The 21,212-nt window shown below is 30.7% G+C and carries 17 protein-coding genes and 3 pseudogenes; 15 read left to right on the top strand and 5 right to left on the bottom strand.

The genetic code is table 11. The features are described 5' to 3' along the window. Positions 1 to 490, top strand: a pseudogene (locus SR62_RS04420) (ShlB/FhaC/HecB family hemolysin secretion/activation protein); the annotation flags it as partial. Between the two features lie 3 nt (positions 491 to 493). Here SR62_RS04420 and hemH read toward each other — a convergent pair. The 3 genes from hemH to SR62_RS04405 are packed head-to-tail and all read right to left on the bottom strand — an operon-like array spanning position 494 to position 3,364. After that, positions 494 to 1,423, bottom strand: a complete 930-nt coding sequence (gene hemH, locus SR62_RS04415; protein WP_002893265.1) for a ferrochelatase — start codon at positions 1,421 to 1,423, stop codon at positions 494 to 496. Then, positions 1,420 to 2,286 (bottom strand): Gfo/Idh/MocA family protein, encoded by an 867-nt coding sequence (locus SR62_RS04410; protein WP_002893264.1) that lies wholly within the window; start codon positions 2,284 to 2,286, stop codon positions 1,420 to 1,422. Before SR62_RS04410 ends, hemH begins: the two co-directional genes overlap by 4 nt. Positions 2,287 to 2,290: 4 nt before the next feature. After that, positions 2,291 to 3,364 (bottom strand): DegT/DnrJ/EryC1/StrS family aminotransferase, encoded by a 1,074-nt coding sequence (locus tag SR62_RS04405; RefSeq protein ID WP_002893262.1) that lies wholly within the window; start codon positions 3,362 to 3,364, stop codon positions 2,291 to 2,293. A gap of 114 nt (positions 3,365 to 3,478) precedes the next feature. On the opposite strand from SR62_RS04405, the gene alaS reads away from it, so the two are divergent. The 3 genes from alaS to SR62_RS04390 are packed head-to-tail and all read left to right on the top strand — an operon-like array spanning position 3,479 to position 8,486. Further along, positions 3,479 to 6,007 (top strand): alanine--tRNA ligase, encoded by a 2,529-nt coding sequence (alaS, locus tag SR62_RS04400; RefSeq protein ID WP_070306432.1) that lies wholly within the window; start codon positions 3,479 to 3,481, stop codon positions 6,005 to 6,007. Then, on the top strand, positions 6,007 to 6,558 hold the full coding sequence (maf, locus tag SR62_RS04395; RefSeq protein ID WP_147502278.1) for a septum formation inhibitor Maf: 552 nt from the start codon (positions 6,007 to 6,009) through the stop codon (positions 6,556 to 6,558). The genes alaS and maf overlap by 1 nt, the downstream gene beginning before the upstream one ends. Next, the gene (locus SR62_RS04390; RefSeq protein ID WP_002857099.1) at positions 6,555 to 8,486 is read left to right on the top strand and encodes a penicillin-binding protein 1A; all 1,932 of its coding nucleotides are present in this window, start codon (positions 6,555 to 6,557) and stop codon (positions 8,484 to 8,486) included. Before maf ends, SR62_RS04390 begins: the two co-directional genes overlap by 4 nt. 27 nt (positions 8,487 to 8,513) lie before the next feature. Here SR62_RS04390 and SR62_RS04385 read toward each other — a convergent pair whose 3' ends face one another. Both SR62_RS04385 and SR62_RS04380 read right to left on the bottom strand, forming a co-directional pair. After that, the gene (locus tag SR62_RS04385) at positions 8,514 to 11,087 is read right to left on the bottom strand and encodes an ATP-dependent Clp protease ATP-binding subunit (RefSeq protein WP_070306433.1); all 2,574 of its coding nucleotides are present in this window, start codon (positions 11,085 to 11,087) and stop codon (positions 8,514 to 8,516) included. Positions 11,088 to 11,198: 111 nt separating this feature from the next. Then, positions 11,199 to 11,489, bottom strand: coding sequence for a metal-sensing transcriptional repressor (locus tag SR62_RS04380; RefSeq protein ID WP_002892330.1), 291 nt, complete (start codon positions 11,487 to 11,489; stop codon positions 11,199 to 11,201). A gap of 117 nt (positions 11,490 to 11,606) precedes the next feature. Between SR62_RS04380 and SR62_RS04375 the strand changes: the two genes are divergently transcribed. The 11 genes and pseudogenes from SR62_RS04375 (at position 11,607) to SR62_RS04325 (ending at position 21,203) form a co-directional block, all read left to right on the top strand. Then, positions 11,607 to 12,941, top strand: a complete 1,335-nt coding sequence (locus SR62_RS04375) for a S41 family peptidase (protein WP_002892332.1) — start codon at positions 11,607 to 11,609, stop codon at positions 12,939 to 12,941. 1 nt (position 12,942) lies between these two features. Then, positions 12,943 to 13,653 carry a phosphoribosylaminoimidazolesuccinocarboxamide synthase gene (gene purC, locus SR62_RS04370; RefSeq protein ID WP_002892334.1) on the top strand — a complete coding sequence of 237 codons (711 nt, stop codon included), beginning with the start codon at positions 12,943 to 12,945 and terminating at the stop codon, positions 13,651 to 13,653. Between the two features lie 8 nt (positions 13,654 to 13,661). Next, a complete protein-coding gene (gene purS / locus SR62_RS04365; RefSeq protein WP_002872631.1) occupies positions 13,662 to 13,907 on the top strand; it encodes a phosphoribosylformylglycinamidine synthase subunit PurS in 246 nt (81 codons plus the stop codon). Position 13,908: 1 nt separating this feature from the next. Then, positions 13,909 to 14,581 (top strand): annotated as a pseudogene (purQ, locus tag SR62_RS04360) (phosphoribosylformylglycinamidine synthase I). Then, positions 14,553 to 15,749 (top strand): SH3 domain-containing protein, encoded by a 1,197-nt coding sequence (locus SR62_RS04355; protein WP_147502277.1) that lies wholly within the window; start codon positions 14,553 to 14,555, stop codon positions 15,747 to 15,749. The pseudogene purQ and the gene SR62_RS04355 overlap by 29 nt, the downstream one beginning before the upstream one ends. Further along, a complete protein-coding gene (locus SR62_RS04350; RefSeq protein WP_002867672.1) occupies positions 15,730 to 16,422 on the top strand; it encodes a lysophospholipid acyltransferase family protein in 693 nt (230 codons plus the stop codon). Before SR62_RS04355 ends, SR62_RS04350 begins: the two co-directional genes overlap by 20 nt. Beyond that, on the top strand, positions 16,416 to 16,784 hold the full coding sequence (crcB, locus tag SR62_RS04345) for a fluoride efflux transporter CrcB (RefSeq protein WP_002859058.1): 369 nt from the start codon (positions 16,416 to 16,418) through the stop codon (positions 16,782 to 16,784). Before SR62_RS04350 ends, crcB begins: the two co-directional genes overlap by 7 nt. Positions 16,785 to 16,856: 72 nt before the next feature. Then, positions 16,857 to 18,683, top strand: a complete 1,827-nt coding sequence (gene htpG, locus SR62_RS04340) for a molecular chaperone HtpG (protein ID WP_002859920.1) — start codon at positions 16,857 to 16,859, stop codon at positions 18,681 to 18,683. After that, a complete protein-coding gene (locus SR62_RS04335) occupies positions 18,680 to 18,997 on the top strand; it encodes a rhodanese-like domain-containing protein (RefSeq protein ID WP_002859921.1) in 318 nt (105 codons plus the stop codon). Before htpG ends, SR62_RS04335 begins: the two co-directional genes overlap by 4 nt. Then, entirely contained in the window at positions 18,997 to 19,431 is a 435-nt protein-coding gene (locus tag SR62_RS04330; RefSeq protein WP_002869868.1) for a hypothetical protein, read from the top strand. The genes SR62_RS04335 and SR62_RS04330 overlap by 1 nt, the downstream gene beginning before the upstream one ends. A gap of 3 nt (positions 19,432 to 19,434) precedes the next feature. Next, a pseudogene (locus SR62_RS04325) lies at positions 19,435 to 21,203 on the top strand (Na/Pi cotransporter family protein). Positions 21,204 to 21,212 lie beyond the last annotated feature (9 nt).

Raw genomic sequence — 21,212 nt, 5'->3', positions numbered from 1 at the left:
AAGCAAAGTAGGTGGAGTAGAATTTGGAAAATTTGCTAAACTCAATGTCAATCTTAACAATGCTTATTTCCTTAATGATACCTTTACTCATCTTTTTAGTTTAAATTATCAACAAGTTATCAATGGAGCTACATTAGATAGTAGTGAAACTATATCTTTAGGAGGTCCTTATGGAGTAAGGGCTTATAATAATGGAGATGGAGAAGGAGATAATGCTGTAGTGGCTAGCTTTGGACTTAGAATGGCTACTCCTTTAAAAGATTTTTATATCACTCCTTTTTATGATATAGGTTATTCTTGGTATGAGAATGATTCTAAACTATATAGAGCAAGTGAAACAAACTATATGGATGCTTATGGTTTGCAACTACTTTATAATAAAACAGGGAATTTTTATGTTAAGCTTGATTTAGCTAGAGCTTTAAAGAAGTATAAACTAGATGATGATTATAGTTCTAAAGCTTATGTAAGCTTTGGGAAGTATTTTTGAGTTTTAGCAAGAAGTTTTTCTTGCTAAGGGTGAATTTATAGAATTTAAAATAAATTCCATAAATTCATCACTATCATTAGGGCAACTTATCAAATCATAATTGTATTTTGCTAAATGTTTATACTCCATACCTAACTCAAAAATCGTTTCAGAACAATCAATGCAAAAAGAAATAGGGTAAATCAAAGCTTTATCGTTTAAATTTGCCAAAACATCGCTTGTATTTGGTTCAAGCCATTTTACAGGGCCTAGTTTGGACTGATAAGCTAAAATAAATTCATCAAAATGATCTTTTAGCTTTTCTTTTAAAATTTCTACATGATCATTTACATGCTTTTCATATAAATCACCTTTATCAATAATGCTTTGTGGTAAAGAATGCGCTGAAAAAATCAAAATTTTGGCATCAAATTTACTTTTTTTATCCAAAATGTGCGAAACTATCATCTCATTATAAAGCTCATTTTTGTAAAAAATATCTATAGTTTTTACTTTTGCTTGAATTTTTTGCTTTGAAATTTCATTTTGCAGAACTTCTAAAGATGAAGTTACTGTGGTGCAAGAATGGTGCGGATAAAGTGGAAAAAGAATGATTTCATCACTTTCATTTAAAGTGTATTTTTGCAAAATTTCTGTGGCAAAAGGAGGCACATAAAGATTTACAAAATCAAATTTAAATTCATCTTGTTTTAAATTAAGCTTGTTACATAGGCTTTGAGTAAGTTCGTTTAAAGGGGATTTTCCACTCATTTTTTTATAGTTTTCTTGCATGGCTTTAACGCGAGCCTTTGTTATGATCCATGCTACAAATTTTCTTAAAAATCGATTTTTGATTCCTAAAATATAAGGATCATTAAACATATTTTTTAAAAAAACTTCACAATCTTGTAAATTCGTAGCTCCGCCCATATTTAAAAATAAAACTAATTTCACGCAAACCTTTCTAAAATTTCTTGAACTTTGTAAGCATCGCTCGTACTGGCTAGATGATTGGGTTGATTATCGATAAGTTTTAACAAAGCTTCGTGTTCTGAAAAAAGTGGACTTTGTTGAGTAAGTTCTATAAAATTTCCATCTTTTAATAAAGAAAAGTCATTTAAATTGGCTTCATAAAAATGATTTTTAGTAATAAGATGAATTTTTCTTAGTTTTTGTGTGCTATTCCAGCTTTGATGTATACTAGCAATACATTTTTCAAGCCCACATAGAATAATGCTTTCACTTTCTCTTGTTTGATCTTGGGTGTATTTTTTAAGCAAATTGGTTTTTGTTATTTCTTGTTTGCTTAAAAAACAAAGCAAATCAAGATCATGTACAGCCAAATCTTGCAAAATCCCTACATCGCTGATTCTTTGCGGGTAGGGTGAAAATCTTTGTATGTTAATGCTGATAATTTCTTCATTTTCAAGCTCTTTTTTTAGGGCTAAAACCGCAGGATTAAATCTTTCACAAAAACCTACGCCTACTTTTACGCTGTATTCTTTAGCTAAATTTGAAATTTCGTCTATTTCTTTTAAATTTAGAGCTAAAGGCTTTTCGATTAAAACGCATTTGCATTGTTTAAAAACTTTTTTTGCTATTGCTAAATGTGAATTTGTAGGTGTTGCTATGATGATAATATCATTATTTTGATTTAAAAATTTATCCAAATCATCATAAAAAATATCATCAAAAATATTTAGATTTGGATTTTTGCAAAGATCAAAAAGTGCATTAAGTTTAAAATGAGAATTTTTACTAAGTTCATTTAAGTGGTTTTGCCCCATTTTTCCAAGGCCTATGATACCTATTTTCATGGAATTAATCTTTAAAAATACAAATAACTTGCTCTTGCTCTTCTTCACTTAAAAAAGGTGAAAAAGGCAAAGATAAGATGTGTTTGCTTGCGTATTCTGAATTTTTAAGTTCTAAATTTGAAAACTCACTAAAGCAAGGTTGTTTATGCAAAGGGGTTGGATAGTGTATAGCATAAGGTATATTAGCTTTTTCAAATTTTTGCAATACGCTAGCTCTATCTTCAACTAAAACGCTGTATTGTGCATAAGCGCTAAAAGCATTTGGATCAATTTGCGGAATTTGGCAGTTTTTTAAATTTGCATTATAAGTTTGTGCTAATTTTTGTCTTTTGTCTAATTCTTTTTCTAGGTATTTTAACTTAACATTTAAAATCGCCGCTTGCAAGGTGTCAAGGCGTCCATTTATACCTATAAATTCATGTTTATAACGCTGAGCTTGTCCGTGATTGAGTAAAATTCTTATTTTTTTAGCAATTTCATCATCATGGCAAAAAATAGCCCCACCATCGCCATAAGCTCCCAAAGGTTTTGAAGGAAAAAAGCTCGTGCATGAAATTTTAGCTATGGAGCAGGATTTTTCTCCTTTGAAACTTGCACCAAAACTTTGTGCACCATCTTCGATTAAAGTGATATTTTTATTTTTTAAAATTTTTTCTAAAGCCCTTAAATCACTCATTTGTCCAAACATGCTTACTGCTATAACGGCTTTGGTTTTTGGGGTTATTGCTTTTTGCACTGCTTCAAAATCAAGATTGTAATTTGATAAATTTATATCTACAAAAACAGGTTTTGCACCTACTAAGGCCACAACTTCAGCTGTTGCTATGAAAGTAAAACTAGGCACTATAACTTCATCATCTTTGCCAATATCTAAGGCTCTTAAGGCAAGATATAAAGCACTGGTTCCACTTGAACAACCTATAGCGTGTTTAACACCTAAAAAATGAGCTAAATTTTGCTCAAATTCGTTAAGCTTTGCACCGCCTATAAAAGAAGAGCTTGATAAAACGCTTTCAATTTCAGCATTGATTTCATCTTTGTATGCGAGATATTGGGCTTGAAGATTGATAAAATTCATAAAAAACCTTAGAGAAATAAAATTAAATAAAAATGTTTATTGTATTTTAGTTTTACTTAATTTAAAGTAATTTTGGTATGATATGTTTTTATAAAAATTTCTTTAGGAAAATTCATGGATATTAGAAAAGCTTATTTGGATTTTTTTGCATCAAAAGGACATGAGATAACCCCATCAAGCCCTTTAGTTCCTGATGATGCAACTTTACTTTTTACTAATGCGGGTATGGTGCCTTTTAAAAGTATATTTACAGGAGAAATTCCACGCCCAAACCCTCCACGCAAAACAAGCTGTCAAACTTGTATAAGAGCGGGTGGAAAGCACAATGACTTAGATAATGTAGGATATACCGCACGCCATCATACTTTTTTTGAAATGCTTGGGAATTTTAGTTTTGGAGATTATTTTAAAGAACAAGCCATAGCTTATGCTTGGGAATTTGTAACTGAAGTTTTAAAACTACCTAAAGATAGACTTTATGTAACCGTGCATGAAAACGATGATGAAGCTTTTAATCTATGGCAAAAACACATTCAAAAAGAAAGAATTTACAAATTTGGCGATAAAGATAATTTCTGGCAAATGGGCGATACTGGTCCTTGTGGTCCTTGTAGTGAGATTTTTTATGACCAAGGAGAAGAGCATTTTAACTCAAGCGAAGATTATATGGGCGGAGATGGAGATAGATTTTTAGAAATCTGGAATCTTGTTTTTATGCAATACGAAAGAAGTGCTGATGGAGTACTTAGCCCACTACCAAAGCCAAGCATTGATACGGGAATGGGACTTGAAAGAGTAACAGCGATTAAAGAAGGTAAATTTAGCAATTTTGATAGCTCGCTTTTTATGCCAATCATCAATGAAATTTCAAAACTTTGTAATAAAACTTATATTTATGAAAGCGGAGCAAGTTTTAGAGTCATAGCTGATCATATAAGATCAAGTGTATTTTTACTTGCGCAAGGGGTAAGTTTTGATAAAGAAGGTAGAGGTTATGTTTTGCGTCGTATTTTGCGTCGTGCTTTAAGACATGGATATTTGCTAGGTTTTAAACAAGCTTTTATGTATAAACTAGTTGATGTTGTGTGCGATTTAATGGGCGGACATTATACCTATCTTAATGAGAAAAAAGACTTTATAAAAGAACAAATTCGCCTTGAAGAAGAAAGATTTTTAAGCACTATAGAAAATGGGATTGAAATTTTTAATGAAGAGCTTAAAAACACTAAAGAAATTTTTAGCGGAGAAGTAGCCTTTAAGCTTTATGATACTTATGGTTTTCCGCTTGATTTAACGGCTGATATGCTAAGAGAAAAAAATCTTAAAGTTGATGAAGAAAAATTTGAACTTTTAATGAATGAGCAAAAAGCACGCGCTAAGGCTTCTTGGAAAGGAAGTGGAGATAAAACTACAAGCGGAGATTTTAAAAACTTGCTTGAAAAATTTGGAGAAAATCATTTCGTAGGTTATGAAAAAGCAGAATGCGAAAGTAAAATTTTAGCCCTTTTAGATGAAGATTTTAAAGAAGTTTCCACCCTTAAAGATGCGGGTTGGGTGATGCTTGAAAACACACCTTTTTATGCAACAAGTGGGGGGCAAAGTGCTGATAGTGGATTTATAGCTAAGCGTGAAGTTTTAGATACGCGAAAGTTTTTTAATCTCAATCTTAGCTTTGTAAAAGCAGGCGAAGAACTAAAAGTTGGCGATATAGTTCATGCAAGAATCGATACAGAAAAAAGAGAGCAAATCGCACGTCACCACTCAGCTACTCATCTTTTACACCATGCTTTAAGAGAAATTTTAGGTTCTCATGTAAGCCAAGCAGGATCTTTGGTTGAAAGCAATAAACTAAGATTTGATTTTACTCATCATAAAGCTTTAAGCAAAGAAGAGCTAGAAAGCATTGAAAAAAGAGTTAATAAAATGATTATAAACTCAAGCGAAGCTATCTTAGAAAATATGCCTTTAGAAGAAGCTAAAAAAAGCGGTGCTATAGCATTGTTTAATGAAAAATACCAAGGCAATGTGCGTGTTTTAACTCTAGGTGAAAGCAAGGAACTTTGCGGAGGAACCCATGTTAAAAATACTGCTCAAATAGGAAGTTTTTACATAGTTAAAGAAAGCGGTGTGAGTGCTGGAGTTAGACGCATTGAAGCTGTGGTTTCTAAAGCGGCTTTAGAATTTGTAAAAAATCAATTTGAAGAACTTTCTAAAGCAAAAGATGAACTTAAAAATAATGATATTTTAAGCGGGGTTAAAAAGCTTAAAAATGAAATTTTAAGTTTAAAAAATGAGCTTAAAAATTCAAGTAAAACCGAGCTTGATTCTAAAAATATCCAAGGTGTTGAAATTTGCGTAAAGCGTATAGATAATGGCGATATTAAAGCTATGATTGATGATTTTAAAAATAAATTTGCTAAAGCGGTGATTTTACTTATTCAAGTAAAAGATGAAAAAATCACTTTAGCAGCTGGTGTTAAAGATGCACCTTTAAAAGCAGGAGCTTTGGTTAAAGAAGCGGCGCAAATTTTAGGTGGAAATGGTGGCGGAAGAGATGATTTTGCTACTGCAGGTGGAAAAGATTTAAGCAAAATCAATGAAGCTTTAAAACAAAGCTTAGAAACGATAGAAAAAGCACTTTAATGTTAATTCTTGCTTCAAGTTCCATTTCAAGAGCTAACTTGCTTAAAACCGCAAAGATTGATTTTAGGCAAGTTAGTTTTGATTATGATGAAAATTTAGATAAGAATATTTCACCTTTTTTATATGTTCAAAAAATAGTTCTTGAAAAAGAAAGACAATTTTTAAGTACTTTAGGCAAAGATTTTCAAAACCAAAATTTGCTTTTTGCAGATAGTATAGTTTGTATAGATGAAAAAATTCTTACCAAAGCAAAGAATAAAAAAGAAGCTTATGAAATGCTTGCCTTGCAAAATGGCAAGTATGCAAGTATTTTATCGGCTTTTTTGCTTGTAAAACCTGAAAAAAGAGTTTTTTCTCTTTCAAAAACTACGCTTTATTTTAAAAATTTTGATGAAAATGCTTTAAGAGATTATGTAGAAAATGATCTTTATAAAGGCAAGGCGGGTTGTATTATGTGTGAGGGTTTTCATCAAAATTTCATCACCCACCAAGTAGGAAATCTAAGCACTGCTTTAGGGCTTGATATCCAAACTTTAAAGGCTTATTTATGAAAATATTAAAATATATTTTTTCATTTTTTACTCTTTTGTTTATAGCTGGATTTATTTATGTGGCTTATCTTTTCACAAGTGCTGATACTGAGGGTTATACTTTTAAAGAATACAAACCTCCTCTTACAACACAAATTTACGATAGAAATGGCAAGCTTGTGGCTAATATTTTTGAACAGCATCGTTTTTACGCTCCTTATGAAGAGCTTCCTCCACGCCTTATAGAAGCTTTAGTTGCTATAGAAGATACAAGCTTTTTTGAACATAATGGAGTTAATATCGATGCCATTTTTAGAGCTGCTGTAAAAATCATAAAAAGCGGTGGAAAAACCATGGAAGGAGCTTCCACTCTTACCCAGCAATTTATTAAAAACACAGAATTAACCCCAGAAAGAACGATTACGCGTAAAATTCGCGAAGCTTTGCTTGCTTATAAAATGGAAACCATTTTAACTAAAGAGCAAATTTTAGAAAGGTATTTAAATTTTATCTTTTTTGGACATGGGTATTATGGAGTAAAAACCGCATCTTTGGGGTATTTTCATAAAAATTTAAATGAATTAAGCCTTAAAGAGATTGCTATGTTAGTAGGTATGCCAAAAGCACCTAGCAGTTATGATCCTACAAAGCATTTAGATCTTTCCATCTCAAGAGCAAATAATGTTATTTCAAGAATGTATAATCTAGGTTGGATTTCAAAAGCAGATTATGATACAGCCATTAAAGAAATTCCGCAAGTTTATGATGATACGCTTACTCAAAATGCTGCTCCTTATGTCGTAGATGAAGTGATTAAACAATTAAGCCCTAATATCAAAGACTTAAAAACAGGTGGATATAAAATCATTTTAAATATAGACTTAGATGTTCAAAATATGGCGCAGAATGCTTTGAAATTTGGTTATGATGAGATAGTAAAACGCGATAAAGATGCAAATTTAAGCACTTTAAACGGAGCTATGGTCGTGGTAAATCATCAAAGTGGCGATGTTTTAGCTTTGGTAGGTGGGGTTGATTATGAAAAAAGTAATTATAACCGTGCTACTCAAAGTATGCGTCAACCTGGAAGCTCTTTTAAACCTTTTGTGTATCAAGTGGCGATTAATTTAGGATATTCGCCTATGAGTGAAATTGCTGATATTTCTAGAATTTTTGAAGGTGGAGCGGGTAATAATGAGGATTGGAAACCTAAAAATGAAGGGGGTAAATTTTTAGGTTTAATTACCTTAAAAGAAGCTTTAACAAGATCAAGAAATTTAGCTACCATTAATCTCGCACTTGATATGGGGCTTGATGTTCTTTACTCTAAACTAATGGAATTTGGATTTAAAGATATACCGCCTAATTTATCAATCGTATTGGGAAGTTTTGGTATTTCTCCTTTGGAGTATTCGAAATTTTATACCATGTTTGGGAACTATGGTACGATTAAAGATCCTCAAATTATCAGACAAGTTCAGGATAAAACCGGTAAAACCATCATGGAATTTAACTCAAATGAGCGTAAAGTCAGCGATGAAGCGCAAAGTTTTCTGGTTTTAGATATGATGAGAAATGTTGTTGAAAAAGGCACAGGACGCAATGCAAGAGTAAAAGATATAGAAATAGCAGGAAAAACAGGAACAACGAATAAAAGTGTTGATGCTTGGTTTTGTGGACTTACGCCTGAAATAGAAGCAATCATTTGGTATGGAAATGATAATAACAAGCCTATGCGTTATACAGAAGGTGGGGCTAGAACAGCTGCTCCTGTGTTTAGAGAATTTTTAACTCAATATATAGAAAAATTCCCTGATACAACTAGAAAATTTAGCATTCCTAATGGGGTTTATCGTGGAAATTATAAAGGAGAAAGTGCTTATTATACCACCAAATCACCATTGCCAAAAGCAAATATGAAATTTAATGAAAGCGAGATTATATTTTGAAAGTAGAAAGATCTACTTTCAAAATGATTAAGCTTTTTTGATGATTATTTCATCATCTTTTGCATCAATGATAATGCTATCATTTTCATGAAGTTCATCAGCAAGTATCATATCGCTTAATTTATCTTCTATAAGATCATAAATAGCTCTTCTTAAAGGTCTAGCACCAAAATCAGGGTCAAAACCATCTTTAGCGATTAAAAGGGCTGCATTTTCGCTTAAACTTGCTTTTATGCCTTTGTTTTCTAAGCTCATTTGTAAATCTTTAAATAAAAGCTTAACTATTTCATAAGCTTCATCTTTTCCAAGTGGATTAAAGGTGATAATATCATCTAAGCGGTTTAAAAACTCAGGTTTAAAGAAATTTTTTAACTCATTTTTTACTGCATCTTCTTGTTCTTTTCCGCTTAAATTCATAATAGCACTTGAGGCGATATTAGAAGTTAAAATGATAATGGTATTTTTAAAATCCACTGTTACACCTTTGCTATCGGTTGCTCTACCATCATCTAAAATCCCTAAAAGCACATTAAATACATCTTTATGCGCTTTTTCAACTTCATCAAACAAAAGCACACTATAAGGTTTTCTTCGCACAGCTTCAGTAAGCTCTCCACCTTCTTCATGTCCTATGTATCCTGGAGGTGCACCTAAGAGTCTTGAAACACTATGTTTTTCCATGAATTCACTCATATCAAAGCGAATCATTGCTTTTTCATCGTCAAATAAAAATTTTGCCAAAGCTTTAGCTGATTGTGTTTTTCCTACCCCTGTTGGCCCTAAAAATAAAAAGCTTCCTATAGGTTTATTATCCGCATTAAGCCCTGCTTTGTTGCGTTTAATGGCTCTAGCTAAAGCACTTAAGGCCTTATCTTGTCCTATGACACTTTCTTTTAAATGTTTTTCCACTTCTAAGAATTTTTGTTTTTCGGAAGTTAGCATTTTTTGCACGCTAATACCCGTCCATTTGCTTAAAATTCCAGCAACCAAATCCTCATCCACTTGATTTTTAAGCAAAACTCCATTTTCACTCATTTTTTTCCATTTATCTTCTAAAATTTCTACTTCTTTTTCAAGACTTGGAATTTTTCCATACTCTAGCTCGGCTGCTTTTTGAAATTCACCTCTAGCTTTAGCCAAAGAAGCTTCATTTTTAAGCAGATCAATTTCTTTTTTCTTAGCACTTATGCCATCAAAAACACTTTTTTCATTTTCAAACTGTGAATTTAAGGCATTTTGTTTTTCTTTTAAATTGGCTAGTTCTTTTGCGATTTCATCGAGTCTTTTTTGATTTTTCTCGTCATTTTCCATTTTTAAAGCTTCATTTTCAACTTCTAAAGTTTCTATATCTTTGCGTACTTTTCTTAAAGAACTTGGTTCGCTTTCAATTTGCATTTTCAGTTCAGCTGCAGCTTCATCGATTAAATCAATGGCCTTATCAGGTAAAAAACGATCTGCTATATAACGCTTTGAAAGTTTAGCTGCAGCTACTAAAGCGCTATCATTTATGGTTACATTATGATGAATTTCAAGCTTTTCTTTTATACCCCTTAACATAGCCAAAGCCTCATTAACACTTGGTTCACCCACATTTACAGGTTGAAAACGGCGTTGCAAGGCTGCATCTTTTTCAAAATATTTACGATATTCTTTTAAAGTAGTTGCGCCTATAGTATGGAGTTCACCTCTTGCAAGAGCGGGTTTTAAAATATTTGCCGCATCCATACTGCCTTCACTCGCTCCAGCTCCTACTATAGTGTGAATTTCATCAATAAAAAGAATGATATTTTCACTTTTTATCACTTCATTAACCACAGCTTTTAATCTATCTTCGAATTCTCCTCTGTATTTTGCACCTGCAATTAAAGCACTCATATCAAGAGCGATAACTTTTTTATTTTGCAAAGATTTTGGAACATCTTTTTTGATAATTCTTTGTGCTAAAGCTTCCACTATAGCTGTTTTTCCTACGCCTGGTTCACCTAAAAGTATAGGATTGTTTTTGGTTTTGCGTATTAAAATTTGCATTAAACGCTCGATTTCTTCTTCTCTGCCTATAACAGGATCAAGCTTACCCTCGCTTGCCTTTAAGGTTAAATCTATACCAAATTTATTTAAGCTATCTAAGGTTTCATCGCTTGTTTTGCTATCGATTTTGCGTCCTGCTCTTAGACTTTCAAGCTCTTTTTGAAATTCTCTTAAATCTAAAAATTGCGCCAAAATTTCTTTAATAGAGCTTTTTTGACTTTCACTTATAAGCCAAGTATCCACACTTAAATAACTATCTCCATTAGCACTCATTAATCCTTTGGCATTTTCTAATGAATTTATAAGTTCATTGGAAAAGCGTATATTTTCACGGCTTACATTTGAACTTGTTGCAAGTTTTGAAATTCTGCTTTTAATTTCAAGTTCTAAGGCTTCTTTAGAAATATTTAATTTATTTAAAATTTGATTTAAAATACTTGTGCTATCTACGCTTAAAGCCCATAAAAGGTGTAAAGGTACGACTTCAGTATTTTTAGAATGTATAGCTAAAGATGCTGCACTTTCAAGGTTTGAAAGCATATTATCAGTTAAAAAATCTTGTATATTTGCCATGTTTATCCTTTATTTAGTTTATATATTTGACATTATATAACTTTAGTCATATAATGTCAAGTTAATTGAGTAAAATTTTTTAAATAATAGGACAAATGACTAATTTTTGAATTATTTCATAAACATATCTATAGCCTTGTTTAATTCTTCTATGCTTTGAATATCATTTTCTTCTACAGCATGTACCATGCAATGAGCTAAATGTTCTTTTAAAACTACTTTTGCGGTATTGTTAACTTCGGCTTTTACGGCAGCAAGCTGGACTAAAATTTCACTACAGTCTTTGTCATTTTCAACCATTCTTTTAATAGCGCTTAAATGCCCTATGGTTCTACTTAGACGATTGCAAACTGCTTTAAGATGTTTTTGAGAATGTGTATGAGTATATTTTTCTTGGCACATTGTATTAACTTTCTTTTTGGAATTTTTAGTCTATTTTAACATATTTTTAAGAATTTAAATTTATTTACGAAGTTTTAAGCAATTTTTATTAAAATTTACTCTTTAAACTAAAACTCAATGATGGAGCTTATTTTGAAAACAAAACGATTTTTTGCGGGTCTTGCAGGCTTTGCCACTACTTTTATTTTATGTCTATTTTTAACAAGTCATTTACAAGCTAAAGTTGATCAAAAAGAAGAGCAGGTTCAAAAACGCCTAGAAGCTTTAGATAAGCTTACAAAAACTCTTGCTATAGTAGAGCAATACTATGTGGATGATCAAAATATCAGCGATTTGGTGGATAAATCTTTATCGGGGCTTTTAAGCAATCTTGATGCGCATTCTTCTTTTTTAAATGAAAAAGATTTTAATGATATGAAAATTCAAACCAATGGTGAATTTGGTGGCCTTGGTATAACCGTAGGTATGAAAGATGGCGCTTTAACAGTTGTTTCTCCTATAGAAGGAACACCAGCAGATAAAGCAGGGATAAAATCAGGAGATATTATTTTAAAAATTAATGATGAGGCCACTTTAGGAATTAATCTCAATGATGCTGTAGATAAAATGCGTGGTAAGCCAAAAACTCAAATCACTTTAACCATCTTTAGAAAAGGTGCAACAAAACCTTTTGATGTTACACTTACAAGAGAAATTATTAAGATAGAAAGTGTTTATGCAAAAATGATAGAAAATGAAAACATTCTTTATCTTAGAGTTACAAATTTTGATAAAAATGTTGTAGATGTGGCAAGTAAAGAACTTAAAAAATATCCTAATGTTAAAGGAGTTATTTTAGATCTTAGAAATAATCCTGGTGGACTTTTAAATCAAGCTATAGGACTTGTAAATTTATTTGTAGATAAAGGTGTTATTGTTTCTCAAAAAGGACGCATCGCAAGTGAAAATCAAGAATATAAAGCCGATCCTAAAAACAAAATTTCTGATGTTTCTTTGGTTGTGCTTGTAAATGGTGGAAGTGCTAGTGCAAGTGAAATCGTAAGTGGAGCTTTACAAGATCTTAAACGCGGTGTTATTGTGGGTGAAAATACTTTTGGAAAAGGTAGTGTTCAACAAATCATACCTATTAATAAAACTGAAGCTTTAAGGCTTACTATCGCAAGATATTATCTTCCAAGCGGACGTACTATTCAAGCAGTGGGTGTAAAACCTGATATTGAAGTTTTTCCAGGTAAAGTAAATACTCAAGAAGATGGTTTTTCTATAAAAGAAAGCGACTTAAAACAACATTTAGAAAGTGAGCTTGAAAAAATAGATAAAAATAAAAAAGAAGATAAACAAGAAAATAAAGACAATAAAAATCTAATTAGTCAAAAACAAATCAATGATGACGCACAATTAAAATCAGCTATTGATACTATTAAGATTTTAAATATCAAACAAGGACAATAAAATGACAAAAAAAGAAATGCTCTACGAAGGAAAAGGTAAAAAACTTTTCAAAACCGATAATGAAAATTTGCTAATTAGTGAGTTTAAAGATGATTTAACTGCTTTTAATGCAGAAAAAAGAGGTAATGAAAGTGGAAAAGGCGCATTAAACTGTAAAATCAGTACTGAAATTTTTCATTTACTCGAAAAAAATGGGATTAAAACCCATTTAGTAGAAACTATAAGCGATACAGAACAAGTGGTTAAAAAATGTAAAATTATTCCTATTGAAGTTATAGTACGCAATGTTGCAACAGGTTCTCTTACAAAAAGACTGGGTATTAAAGACGGCACTGTGCTACCTTTTGCTTTGGTGGAATTTTGTCTTAAAGATGATGCTTTAGGCGATCCTTTTATCAATGATGAGCATTGTTTGATTTTAAATTTAGTGCAAAATGAAGTTCAAATTAGTGAAATTAAAAATATGGCTAGAAAGATTAATTCTATTTTAACTCCATTTTTTGACAATAAGAATTTAAGGCTGATTGACTTTAAAATCGAACTGGGTTTAACTAAAGATAATGAGCTTGTTTTAGCTGATGAAATAAGCCCTGATAGTTGTAGATTTTGGGATAAATTTAGTAATGAAAAATTAGACAAAGATAGATTTCGTCAAGATCTAGGTAATGTAAAAATGGCTTATGAAGAAGTTTTAAAAAGAATATTAAATTAAGGAAAAATATGGAAGTTATTGTAAATATTTCTTTAAAAAATGGAGTTTTAGATCCACAAGGCAAAGCAGTGGAAAAAGCTTTGCACTCTTTAAATTTTAATAGCGTTAAAGAAGTAAAAATAGCAAAACAAATCAAAATTTCTCTTGATGAGAAAGATGAAAAACTAGCCAAAGAACAAGTAAAAAAAATGTGCGAAGAATTGTTGGTAAATGGTGTTATTGAAGATTATGAGCTTATAATCGAGAAAGAGTAAAATGAAAGTTGCTATTATTAGATTTCCAGGGACAAATTGTGAATTTGATACAACTTATGCCTTTGAAAAACTTGGAGTAAAGACGCAGATTGTTTGGCATGAAGAAAAAGAATTTGATGCAGATTTAGTTGTTTTGCCAGGCGGATTTTCTTATGGAGATTATCTAAGATGTGCAGCTATTGCAAAACTTGCTCCTGCTATGCAAGGTGTTTTTAATCATGCAAAAAAGGGAGGATATATCTTAGGTATTTGCAATGGTTTTCAAATTTTACTTGAAAGCGGTCTTTTAAAAGGTGCAATGAAGCATAATAACAATCTTAGTTTTATCTCAAAAAACCAAAATTTAAGAGTGGTTTCTAATGATAATGCCTTTTTGAAAAATTTCAAAAAAGATGAAATTATTAGTTTACCAATTGCCCATGGAGAGGGAAATTATTACACTGATGAGACTACTTTAAAAGAATTGCAAGATAAAGATCTTATTATTCTAAAATACGAGCCAAATCCAAATGGTTCTGTATTTGATATCGCAGGAATTTGTGATGAAAACAAAAAAATCTTTGGACTTATGCCCCATCCTGAGCGTGCTTGTGAAAAAGTTCTAGGTAATGATGTAGGTTTAAAAATGCTTAAAGGCTTTTTATCTTGAAAATTTTATTAACTTTAATTTTTAGCATTGTTGTATTGTTTGGCAGGGGTGAAATTTCTGTATTTGGCGGCCAAGATGAAAATATGCAAAAAGAATTACAAAAATTACCCCAAGAAGAACAAAAAATTTATCAAAATATTCCGCCAAGTGATGAAAACAATGACTTTGAAAGCAATGTAGATGATCCTTTTGTAGCCAAAGGGAGTTTGGTTCTTACAAATAATGAATATCCAAGTAGGGTATATGTTGGAGAAGTTTTTCCTATTACGATCTATGCTCGCACTACGGAAAATACAAAATTTGATTTTAACATAAGCGTAGAAAAAACTAACTTATCTTTTTTAAATCCAGATGCAAAATGGGAATTTATCAATAACGAATATAAAACAACTTTATGGTTTGAAGCCAAAAATTCAAATGCTAGTTTGAGTAAAATTTCTATCAAACTTCTTAGAAATAATGAAGCTTTTCAAGAGGCTGATATCAATCTTAATCCTATCAAATTTGAAAATACTTTATCCAATAAAGATTTTTCACACCTTGTGGCAAGTTCTTTGGAAATTAAAAAAGTTAAAGCGAGTTATTTTGATGATGCTAATATCATTATGATGGTAGAACTAAACGCAACCAATACAAATCTTAAAAGCTTTTTTATAGAAGGAATTCAAAAGCAAGGTATTGAAAATTTAAAAGGGGATTTTAATGCTTCTAGTGCTTTTTATTATGCTATTTTGCCATTAAGTAAAACAAATTTTGAATTTTCGTATTTCAATAAGGACAGTAAAAAGCTTGAAAATATAAATTTAAAACTAAAAATTAGTGACGATGAGATCAGCACTCAGAGTGATTTAAATCCTGTAAATAAAGACTTAAATATTTATAAACAATATACCTTATGGTTTTTAGCGGTTTTATTTGGAGCTTTATTTGTATGGAGAAAAAATTACATTATTCTGGCTTTGGCAGTTGTTTGTTTTGCACTTAGTTTTCTTGTAGATACCAATACTCAAAATGCAATTATCAAGGCTGGTTCTAGGGCTAAAATTTTACCTACAGAGCCTTCAACTTATTTTTATACGGCAAATGCAGATGAAAAAGTAGAAGTTTTGGGCAAAAGACAAAATTATATTAAAGTATTGTTTTCTGATGGAAAAATAGGTTGGGTTAATAAAGATGATTTACAAAAAAATTAAAGCTCTTTATTTTTGGATTTTTTTTGTTTTAAGTGTTGCTTTGGTGATTTTTTGTTTTTGCTTTACAAAATCTCAAAACACACTTTGGAAAATCCGCAAAATTTGGGCTAAATTTCAAAGATATACTATCTCTTATAAACAAGAAATTATTGGCACTTTTAATCCGCAAGCTCAGATGATTTTAATGAATCATCAAAGTGCTTTAGATATCATCGCTTTAGAAGAATTATATCCTAAAAATTTATGCTGGATTGCCAAAAAAGAATTAGGAGAAATTCCTATTTTCAAAGTTGCTATGAAAAAACCAAAACTTCTTTGTATAGATAGAAAAAATCCGCGTGATTTGGTACGAGTTTTAAAAGAAGCAAAAGAAAGAATTAGCGAAGATAGGGTTTTGGCTATTTTTCCAGAAGGAACTAGATCTAAAAATGAAAAAATGCTTAAATTTCAAAGTGGAGCAAAAATTTTAAGTGAAAAATTAAATCTTAAAGTTCAACCCATTTTAATTGTGGATTCTGCAAAAATTTTAGACACAAAAAGTTTTAGTGCAAGCAGCGGAGTGCTTAAAATCATTTGTATGGATTTAGTCGATACAAATGATGACAAATGGCTTGAAAACACTAGAAAAAAAATGCAAGAATTACTCGATCAAGAAAGAGCTAAGCTTTGCTAAATACCCTTTTAGTTGTTGGTTTTGGGGGATTTATAGGAGCAATCTTAAGAATGTTTTCTATTAATTTAGTGAATAAATTTTTTCCTTATTCTATCAGCCTTGGAACTCTTTTTGTTAATGTTTTGGGTTCTTTTATCATAGGACTTTTGTTTTCTTATGCACAAAATAAAGGTTTATCTCCTTTACTTAAAAGCTTTATAAGTACAGGTTTTTTAGGAGCTTTTACAACTTTTTCTACTTTTTCTTATCAAAATTTACTTCTTTTGCAAAGTGGAAATTATCTTCATTTTGCGTTAAATATTATCTTAAATGTCTTTCTTTGCTTATTTGCCGCATGGCTTGGTTTTATAATTTTCAAATAAATCTTTAAATTTACTTTAGAATTTGTATTTTTTGCTAAAATACCACTTTAAAAAATTACAAAGGAAGTTAAAATGCAATTTCAAACCGAAGTCAATCAGCTTTTACAGCTTATGATACATTCTTTATATTCTAATAAAGAAATTTTTTTAAGAGAACTTATTTCAAATGCAAGCGATGCTTTAGATAAGCTTAATTTTTTAAGCGTAAGTGATGATAAATATAAAAGCTTAAAATTTGAACCTAAAATTGAAATCAAAATTGATAAAGATAAAAAAACTTTAAGTATTAGTGATAATGGTATAGGTATGGATAAAGATGATCTTATCAACAACCTTGGAACCATAGCAAAAAGTGGCACTAAAAGCTTTTTAGAAAATTTGAGCGGTGATGCTAAAAAAGATTCTCAACTCATAGGACAATTTGGAGTAGGTTTTTATTCTGCTTTTATGGTGGCTAGCAAAATCGAAGTTTTAAGTAAAAAAGCTTTAGATGATAAAGCTTATCTTTGGAGTTCCGATGCAAATGGTTATGAGATTAATGACGCAAGCAAAGAAGAACAAGGAACAAGCATTACTTTATATTTAAAAGATGATGAGTTTGCTAATACTTATAAAATCGAAAGCATTATAGAAAAATATTCTAATCATATTCAATTTCCAATTTTCATGGAAAAAGAAGAATTTACTCCTGCTAAAGAGGGCGAAGAAGAAGGAAAAACTGAACTTAAAATTTCTCAAATCAATAAAGCCAATGCTTTATGGAGAATGCAAAAATCAAGCCTTAAAGCAGAAGATTATGAAAGATTTTATGAGCAAAATTTTCATGATTCAAACAAACCTTTACTTTATCTTCACACTAAAAGCGAAGGAAAATTAGAATACAATTCCTTATTTTTCATACCACAAAATGCACCTTTTGATTTATTTCGTGTGGATTATCAAAGCGGCTTAAAACTTTATGTAAAACGCGTATTTATCAGCGATGATGATAAAGAACTTTTACCAACTTATTTGCGTTTTGTGCGAGGGATTATCGATGTAGAAGATTTACCACTTAATGTAAGTCGTGAAATTTTACAAGAAAATCAAATTTTAAAAGGTGTCAAAGAAGCTAGCGTTAAAAAGATTTTAGGTGAACTTGAAAAACTCAAAAACAATGATAAAGAAAAATACTTATCTTTCTTTAAAACCTTTGGTAAAGTATTAAAAGAAGGACTTTATGGTTTTGGCGGAGAAAAAGACAGTCTTTTAAAACTCATGCTTTATAAAAGCACCAAAGGTGAAAATTTACGCTCTTTAGAAGAGTATAAAAATGACCTTCAAGGCGAGCAAAAGGAAATTTTTTATATAGCAGGAAATAATGAAAGTTTATTAAGAACCTCTCCTTTACTTGAAGAATATAAGCAAAAAAATATAGAAGTTTTACTCATGGATGATGAGATTGATTCTTTAGTAACTCCTATGCTAGAATTTGAAGGTTTGAAATTTGTAGCCATTAATCAAGTAGAAGATAAAAATGAACTAAGCGATGAAGAAAAAAATACTTTTGCTCCACTTGTAGCTAAATTTAAAGAACTTCTAAAAGATCAAGTTGAAGATGTAAGACTAACCAGTCGCTTGAAAGATAGCCCAAGTTGTATAGTTTACGATAAAAATAAACCTGATTTTGCTATGCAACAACTCTTAAAACAAATGGGTCAAGAACAAAATTTCAAACCTATTTTAGAAATCAATCCAAAGCACGCTATTTTTACAGGTCTTAAAAACAACGAAAGTTTTAGTGCAGATATAGCAACCCTAGTTTTAAATATGGCAAAACTAAGCGAAGGTATGGGAGTGGATAATCCTGCTGAATTTAATGCAAGCCTTGCAAAAATTATCAATAAGGCTTTTTCATGATAGAAAATATCCCTGCAAGTCTTTGGACAAAGCAAGATTTAAACGCATATCAAATTTTTGATGTGCGTACTCCTTTAGAATGGGAAGAAGGTATTTTACCTAATGCGCAATGTGTGGCTTTATATGATAATCAAGGGCTTTTAAATGCTAAATTTTTAGATGAATTTCAAAGCAAAAGAGATGAAAGTAAAAAACTTGCTTTTATTTGTCGTAGTGGCCATAGAAGCATGGTTGCAGCTGAATTTATAGCTGAAAAATTGGGACTTGAAAGCATCAATTTAGATGGCGGAATGCTAGCCCTTAAGAGTTATTAATGCTAGGAATTTATTTACTCATAGCAGCTTTGTCTTTTTTAGCTCTTTATTTTGCTGTTAAAAAGCTTACTTTAAATATAGACGAGCAAACCCTTTTAGAGCCTATTAAAATGGATGTTTATCCGAAATTTTGCGATTTAATCGATGAAAAAATCAGACAATTTAAAGAAAATGTCCAAAATACTAATTTAGCATTAAAAAATTCTGATCAAAAAGATGAATTTTTAGAAAAACTTGGGGATTTAAGCAGAGAGTTGACTTTCATACAAACCATGAATTTAAGCAATAAAAACGATAGTATCTGGCAAAATGAACTTTTTTCTTTTTTAAAGGAATTAGAAAATTTATTGCTTGAGTATCTAGAAAAAGGCGAAGAAGAAGCCGAAAATTTAAGAGAATTTCTGATGAATGAATTTGAAAAACTAAAAGGTTAGGCATTGCAAGAGGAAAGAAATTCTTTAAAATATTTTAAATTTATTTCATGGAGTATTTTTACTTTAGTTCTGATTTTTATTTTAATTCGTTATGACGAGCTTGCCAATCTTTTAGCAGGAGTGGCAATACTTCTTATTGGAATGACTAATTTAGGTATAGGTTTTAAAGCTTTTAGTGGTGGTTTGCTTGAAAAAATTTTAGCGAAGTCAACCGATACAAAGATAAAAAGTATACTTTTTGGTACTTTAAGTACTTTAATTATGCAATCTTCAACTTTAGTTTCTATTATTACGATTTCTTTTTTGAGTGCAGGGCTTATTTCTTTGGGTGCGGGCATAGGGATTATTTTTGGAGCAAATTTAGGAAATACGGCAAGTTCTTGGCTGATTGTTGGTTTGACAAATATTAAAATTTCAATGCTAGCTATCCCACTTTTGATTATTGGAGTATTATTTTTCTTTCAAAAAGATAGTGTTTTAAAAGGTTTGGGTAATATTTTTATTGGTATAGGATTTTTCTTTTTGGGTGTGGATTATATTAAAAGTGGTTTTGAAAATTTTAAACATATAATTGATCTTTCTCGTTTTGATTTTGCTGGTTTTAAAGGAGTTTTTGTTTTTTTAGGATTAGGTGCTTTGCTTACAGGAGTTATACAATCAAGCACAGCTACAATGGCTATTATTGTCGCTGCTTTACTTGCAGGACAAATCAGTTTGAAAATTCCTTAGCAGCAACTTTAGGTACTAGTGTTGGAGGAGTTGTAACGGCTGTTTTAGCTTCTTTAAGTACCAATATTGAAGGAAAGAAATTAGCGTTTGCAAGTTGTATTTTTAATTTTGGTATAGCTTTTTTAATAGTGCTTATTTTTCCTTATTTTATACATTTTCTTAATTTTTTATCCATTGTATTAAACATAGAAGATATAGCTTTGAAAGTAGCATTATTTCACACTTTGTTTAATTTAATTGGTGTTGTGCTTTTTTCATTCTTTACTCCTCAAATTGTTCTTTTTTTAAATAAGATAGTAAAAGCTCCTAAAGATAAGAATAAAGACAAGCCTTTATATCTTGATAGTAGTTTGGTTAAGTTTAGTGACACAGCCATCGAAGCTTTAAGGAAAGAAAGCGAGCATCTTTATAACAATACCTATGCAATTGTTGCTCATGCTATAGGTTTTAGTCGTAAAGATATACAAAGTGATAAAAGTTTTAAAGAAATTTTAGAAAATAAAAAGTGGTTTAGTAAAAATGTGGATTTGGACTATTTGTATCAAACTAGGATAAAGGTTCTTTTTGAAGCTATTATCGATTTTTCAACTAAAGCACAAGTTTATATTAACGATGAAACAAAGAATCATAAAATTTTTACCTTTAAGATGGCAGCTAAAAATTTAGCCGAAACAACTAAAAATTTAAAAATTATCCAAGCAAATATTAAGAAATATTCTAGTTCTTCTAATGAATTTTTGGCTTTAGAGTACAATAAAATTAGATCGAATTTAGGAGAGCTTTTAAGAAGTATCGAAGAGCTTAGAGTTGTTGAAGATCGTGAAAAGCTTTATTTGATTATTAAAAATCTTCAAAAAGGAAAAGAAATTTTAAAAGAAATCGATACTTTAACCTTGAGCAATGTTGAACATCTTATTTCAGTAAGAAAAATCACAACAGCTGAAGGAATTTCAATACTTAATGATACAACTTTTGCTGCTAAGATTGCTGAAGAACTTATAGGTGCTGTTGAGGTGATGTTTTCTAAAGATATATCAAACTAGTTGTTTGTG

Origin of the sequence: Campylobacter sp. 2014D-0258 (genome assembly GCF_008000495.1) — a bacterium.
GTDB classification, from domain to species: Bacteria; Campylobacterota; Campylobacteria; order Campylobacterales; family Campylobacteraceae; genus Campylobacter_D; species Campylobacter_D jejuni.
The sequence above is the reverse complement of the archived record's forward strand: the minus strand, read 5'-3'. Positions and strand labels throughout refer to the sequence as shown.

Coding starts and splice junctions, on each gene's coding strand:
- SR62_RS04385 (WP_070306433.1), bottom strand. CDS start 11,087: ATGGCAAATATACAAGATTTTTTAACTGATAATATGCTTTCAAACCTT.
- SR62_RS04380 (WP_002892330.1), bottom strand. CDS start 11,489: ATGTGCCAAGAAAAATATACTCATACACATTCTCAAAAACATCTTAAA.
- maf (WP_147502278.1), top strand. CDS start 6,007: ATGTTAATTCTTGCTTCAAGTTCCATTTCAAGAGCTAACTTGCTTAAA.
- purS (WP_002872631.1), top strand. CDS start 13,662: ATGGAAGTTATTGTAAATATTTCTTTAAAAAATGGAGTTTTAGATCCA.
- alaS (WP_070306432.1), top strand. CDS start 3,479: ATGGATATTAGAAAAGCTTATTTGGATTTTTTTGCATCAAAAGGACAT.
- htpG (WP_002859920.1), top strand. CDS start 16,857: ATGCAATTTCAAACCGAAGTCAATCAGCTTTTACAGCTTATGATACAT.
- SR62_RS04410 (WP_002893264.1), bottom strand. CDS start 2,286: ATGAAAATAGGTATCATAGGCCTTGGAAAAATGGGGCAAAACCACTTA.
- SR62_RS04390 (WP_002857099.1), top strand. CDS start 6,555: ATGAAAATATTAAAATATATTTTTTCATTTTTTACTCTTTTGTTTATA.
- SR62_RS04350 (WP_002867672.1), top strand. CDS start 15,730: ATGATTTACAAAAAAATTAAAGCTCTTTATTTTTGGATTTTTTTTGTT.
- SR62_RS04405 (WP_002893262.1), bottom strand. CDS start 3,364: ATGAATTTTATCAATCTTCAAGCCCAATATCTCGCATACAAAGATGAA.
- SR62_RS04375 (WP_002892332.1), top strand. CDS start 11,607: ATGATGGAGCTTATTTTGAAAACAAAACGATTTTTTGCGGGTCTTGCA.
- SR62_RS04330 (WP_002869868.1), top strand. CDS start 18,997: ATGCTAGGAATTTATTTACTCATAGCAGCTTTGTCTTTTTTAGCTCTT.
- SR62_RS04335 (WP_002859921.1), top strand. CDS start 18,680: ATGATAGAAAATATCCCTGCAAGTCTTTGGACAAAGCAAGATTTAAAC.
- purC (WP_002892334.1), top strand. CDS start 12,943: ATGACAAAAAAAGAAATGCTCTACGAAGGAAAAGGTAAAAAACTTTTC.